The following is a 5,324-nucleotide window of genomic DNA, read 5'->3' on the forward strand; positions in this document are numbered from 1 at the left end:
GCGCAGGTTTTGTTGAACAGCCGCAGGCGTGCAGCAATTGAGGACCCCTGCTATCCCGCACTGCGCACGATCCTGACGCAATCGCGTTGCCAGCTGAGCGTCGTTCCCGTTGATCAGGACGGACTGCCGCCCGAAAACCTTCCCGATGATACTGATGTCGTTTTCACAACGCCCAGCCACCAGTGCCCGACTGCCGCCACGATGCCGCTGGACCGGCGCAATGCCCTGCTGGAGAAAGCGGAAGCCGAGGATTTCATTATCGTCGAGGATGACTACGAATTCGAGATGTCCTTTCTGAAATCGCCATCACCGTCGCTCAAGTCGCTCGATAAGAACGGGCGCGTGATCTACGTGGGGTCGTTTTCAAAGTCGCTTTTTCCGGGATTGCGCCTTGGCTATCTGGTGGGTCCGGCCCCTTTCATCCGCGAAGCCCGCGCCCTGCGCGCCACGGTCCTGCGCCACCCGCCCGGCCACATACAGCGCACCGTGAGTTACTATTTGTCTTTGGGTCACTATGACGCGCTGATCCGCCGGATGAGCAAGACCTTCCATGAACGGCGGCAGTTGCTGGTCGGTGCGCTTGATCAGCACGGTCTGACGATTGCCGGACAAGGGACATATGGCGGGTCATCCGTTTGGCTCAAGACACCCGCGGGCATTGATACCACGGTTCTGGCCGAGACCTTGCGCGCGGATAGCGTCTTGGTCGAACCCGGTGCGCCGTTCTTTGCAGGTGAAGCCCCGCCGACCGAATACTTGCGGCTTGCCTACTCATCAATCCCCTCGGCGCGCATCCCCGAGGGGGTCAACCTGATCGCCAAGGCGATCCATAATTATTGATTTTTGAGACTTAATGTCTCAAAATAATTTTCTCTGGCCTTAGGGACGTAATACAACTGGACCTAACGCCAGCGCTGTGCAGAACCTAGTGTCAAGAAAGCGAAATTGGGGGGATTCTGCGCTCCCATTTTCTTTGGAATTTAGGGAAGGACCCACCGCCATGAAAATGACCACTGAAGAAGCATTCGTCAAAACGCTCCAGGCGCACGGCATTCGCCACGCCTTCGGGATCATCGGATCTGCCATGATGCCGATCTCTGATATTTTCCCGGCAGCGGGCATCACATTCTGGGACTGCGCACACGAAGGCTCTGCCGGTATGATGGCCGACGGGTACACCCGCGCCACCGGTGAGATGTCCATGATGATCGCGCAAAACGGCCCTGGCATCACCAACTTTGTTACCGCCGTAAAGACCGCCTATTGGAACCACACCCCGTGCTTGCTGGTCACACCGCAGGCTGCGAACAAGACGATCGGTCAGGGCGGTTTTCAGGAAATGGAACAGATGAACCTGTTCAAGGACTGTGTGGCCTATCAGGAAGAAGTCCGCGATCCGTCCCGCATCTGCGAGGTTCTGGCCCGCGTGATCGCCAAGGCCAAGCGTCTGTCCGGCCCGACCCAAATCAACATCCCGCGTGATTTCTGGACCCAGGTGATCGACATTGAAATCCCCGAGCCTGTCGAGTTTGAATCCAGCCCGGGCGGCGAAACATCCATCGCAAAAGCCGCCGAGCTTTTGTCCACTGCCAAATTCCCTGTGATCCTGAATGGTGCAGGCGTTGTTCTGGCAGAGGGCGGGATCGAAGCCTCCAAGGTTCTGGCTGAAGCGCTCGACGCGCCTGTTTGCGTGGGCTACCAGCACAACGACGCGTTCCCCGGCAACCACCCGCTGTTTGCAGGTCCACTGGGCTATAACGGTTCAAAGGCCGGAATGGAGTTGATCAGCAAGGCGGATGTCGTTTTGGCCTTGGGCACGCGCTTGAACCCGTTCTCCACACTCCCCGGTTACGGCATCGACTATTGGCCAACGGATGCCAAGGTTATTCAGGTTGACATCAACCCAGACCGCATTGGCCTGACCAAGAAGGTCACCGTCGGCATCGTAGGTGACGCCGCCAAAGTTGCCAAAGGCATCACAGCGCATCTTGCAGACACCGCAGGCGACGCGGGCCGCGAAGAGCGCAAGGCAATGATCGCGCAGACCAAATCGGCCTGGGCGCAGGAACTGTCCAGCCTTGATCACGAGCAGGACGATCCGGGCACCACATGGAACGAGCGTGCGCGTCAGGCCCGTCCTGACTGGATGTCACCGCGTCAGGCGTGGCGCGCCATTCAGGCGGCAATGCCGGAGAACGCGATCATTTCATCCGATATCGGCAACAACTGCGCCATCGGCAACGCCTACCCAAGCTTCCCCACAGGCCGCAAATACCTTGCACCAGGCCTCTTTGGTCCCTGCGGCTACGGCCTGCCGTCCATCGTCGGTGCAAAAATCGGCAAGCCGGATGTGCCCGTGATCGGTTTTGCAGGCGACGGTGCCTTCGGGATTGCGGTCAACGAACTGACGGCGATTGGCCGCGATGAGTGGCCAGCCATCACGCAAATCGTCTTCCGCAACTACCAGTGGGGCGCGGAAAAGCGTAATTCGACCTTGTGGTTCAACGACAACTTTGTCGGCACCGAACTGGACATGAAAGTGTCCTACGCGGGCATCGCACAGGCTTGCGGCCTGATCGGTGTGCAAGCCAGAACAATGGAAGAGCTGACAGCGCTGTTGAACCAGGCGATCAAGGATCAGATGGAGAATAACAAAACCACGCTGATCGAAGTGATCCTGAACCAGGAGTTGGGTGAACCCTTCCGCCGCGACGCCATGAAGAAGCCTGTCAAAGTGGCCGGCATCTCGGCGTCCGACATGGCAGCTGAATAGGTTTGCCATTCGACCTTGGCCCCGGCACAGCGGCGGCCCTTGCAATTGCTTTGCTGGGGGCTGCCTTTGTCCGGGGCTATTCGGGTTTCGGGTTCTCGGCGATTTTTATCGCTTTTGCAGCCCTCGTCACAAACCCGCTTCCTTTGATCCCGGTGGTCTTTGCATGCGAAATCTTGATGACAGTCTTTCAGGCCCGCAGCATTCGCGGACATGTGGACTGGCGCAGGGTCATTTACATGCTTTGCGGGGCCGCGATTGCGCTACCGTTTTCGGTCACCGTCATGCTGTCGGTGGGCGCGGATACCGCGCGGATCGTGATCTCTGTGATTATTCTGGTGATGTCACTGGTGCTGCTGTCCGGCTGGACATTGCAGCGCCGGATCGGGGCATGGGGGCACGGCGGGGTCGGCATGATCTCGGGGGCGTGCAACAGCGCGGGCATCGGCGGCCTGCCCGTCGCCGCATTCATGTCCGCCCAACCGATGCAGGCCGCATCCTTTCGTGCCACCATGATTGTCTACCTGACGGGGCTCGACATCATCACCCTGCCGCTTTTATGGGCGGGCGGATTGGTCAGCTGGGATACCGCCATTGGCCTTGTCATGGCGTTTCCCTTGCTGGGTCTGGGTGTCTGGCTAGGCGGACGGCGGTTTCTTTCCGCTTCCCCTTCGACATTCCGGCGTTTTGCGGTGATGCTGCTGATGACGCTCTCGGTTCTGGGGCTCTTGCGCGCATTGAAAGGCATGTAAAATGACATCACCCTTCCTTTCCACCCGTGAGGCACAGGCCCCGGCAGATTTGATTGCCCGCGCGCAAAGTTTTGGCGCACCCCGCGTCGCCATCGCACGTGCGGGATCGCCGCTGCCGATGGAAGCCGCAGAGGACGCCACTAAAGCCGGCATTATGGTGCCGGTGTTTGTCGGCGAGGCCGATATGATCCGCGCCGAGGCGGCAAAGCTCGATTGGGATATTTCGGGTTACGCCCTGCATGACACCACCGGCGAGGAAGAGGCCGGCCGCACCGCCGCCGCCCTATGCGGTGCAGGCGAGGCTGATGTTTTGATGAAAGGGCAGCTGCACACAGATGTCTTTATGAAGACTGCGGTGGCGCGCGAAGCGGGGCTGCGCACAGGGCAACGCTTTGTGCATATCTTCCACATTTCCCACCCTGACGGGGGCAAGCCGATCCTGATCTCGGACGCGGCGGTCAACGTGGCCCCCGACCTCAAGACGCGCCAGTCGTCGATTATCGAAGTCAAGAAACTACTCAACAAGCTGGGCAATGACCGCCCCAAGATTGCGATCCTGTCAGCCACCGAAAGTGCCATTGCTTCAGTTCCCTCTTCGATGGAGGCCAAAGAACTGACCGACTGGGCGCGCGCGGAATTAGACGGCGTTGATGTCTCTGGCCCGCTGGCTTTTGACCTGATCATGTCACCCGAAGCGGTCGCCACAAAGAAGCTGACAGCTGACCCTGTCGCGGGCCATGCCGATGCCATCATCGTGCCCGACATCGTTTCCGGCAACGCGCTGTTCAAAGCCTTCGTCTATCTGACCGGCGGTTGTGCCGCAGGCATCGTGACCGGTGCAAAGGTGCCGATCCTGCTGACCTCACGCGCCGACCCACCAGCGGCACGCATCGCTTCAGCGGCCTTGGCCGCCATCAGTTGCGGGTTGCCAAAATGATTTTGGTTCTGAACGCAGGCTCCTCCTCACTCAAGATCGAGGTCTTTGATGAAGCGCTCCGCTCTGTCATTGCGGGCCGCGTCACGAATCTTGGGTCTGCAGGCGAATTGCGGCTGGGCGATCACGTCAGCGCAGTTGAGGCGCACGATCACGCGCAAGCGCTTGACCTGATGCTGACGGCTCTGCGTGATGCAGGCTATCCGTTGACGGCATTTGCTGCCGCTGCGCATCGCATCGTGCATGGCGGTGCGGTGATGACAGCGCCGGCACGGCTGCACCCACCGGTGATCGCGACCATCGAAAGCGTCATTCCGCTGGCCCCGCTGCATAACCCCAACAACCTTGCAGGCGTCTATGCCTTGCAACAACTGGCCCCTGACCTGCCGCAATATTGCAGCTTCGGGACCGCGTTTCACGCCACCAACCCCGAGGTCGCCACGCGCTATGCCATCCCGCAAACACACCATGATGCAGGCATCCGGCGCTACGGGTTTCACGGGCTGTCCTATGCCAATATGGTTGCTGATTTCGGGGATAACCTGCCGGAACATCTGCTGGCCTTTCACCTTGGCAACGGGGCCAGCCTCTGCGCGATCAAGGGCGGCAAGTCGATCGCCACCTCGATGGGGTACTCTCCGCTCTCGGGGCTGACCATGGGCACAAGGTCTGGTGATATTGACGGTGCTGCGGTGCTGCGCATGTCCAGGGCGCTGGGTGAGGATGAAACCGACCGCATGCTGAACAACACCTCTGGCCTGCAGGCGCTTGCGGCTGAGAGCAACATGAAAACCCTGCTTGAGCGCGATGATGACACCGCCAAATTTGCCGTTGAACATTTCTGCTATTGGGCCGCACGTCATGCAGG

Annotated in this window: 5 protein-coding genes; all 5 read left to right on the forward strand. The window is 59.7% G+C overall.

The window, feature by feature from the left end; all coding sequences use genetic code 11:
* Positions 1-840, forward strand: an 840-nt coding sequence (locus VGP75_RS01720; protein WP_327542005.1) for an aminotransferase-like domain-containing protein, incomplete at its 5' end; no start/stop codon positions are given.
* A gap of 160 nt (positions 841-1,000) precedes the next feature.
* A complete protein-coding gene (gene xsc, locus VGP75_RS01725; protein WP_327542006.1) occupies positions 1,001-2,773 on the forward strand; it encodes a sulfoacetaldehyde acetyltransferase in 1,773 nt (590 codons plus the stop codon).
* A 2-nt stretch (positions 2,774-2,775) separates the two neighbouring features.
* A complete protein-coding gene (locus VGP75_RS01730; RefSeq protein WP_414727754.1) occupies positions 2,776-3,522 on the forward strand; it encodes a sulfite exporter TauE/SafE family protein in 747 nt (248 codons plus the stop codon).
* Between the two features lies 1 nt (position 3,523).
* Positions 3,524-4,459, forward strand: a complete 936-nt coding sequence (locus VGP75_RS01735) for a phosphate acyltransferase (protein ID WP_327542007.1) — start codon at positions 3,524-3,526, stop codon at positions 4,457-4,459.
* On the forward strand, positions 4,456-5,324 hold an 869-nt coding region (locus VGP75_RS01740), incomplete at its 3' end, for an acetate/propionate family kinase (RefSeq protein ID WP_327542008.1). The genes VGP75_RS01735 and VGP75_RS01740, both read left to right, overlap by 4 nt.

This window comes from Yoonia sp., assembly GCF_036007805.1.
GTDB lineage: Bacteria > Pseudomonadota > Alphaproteobacteria > Rhodobacterales > Rhodobacteraceae > Yoonia.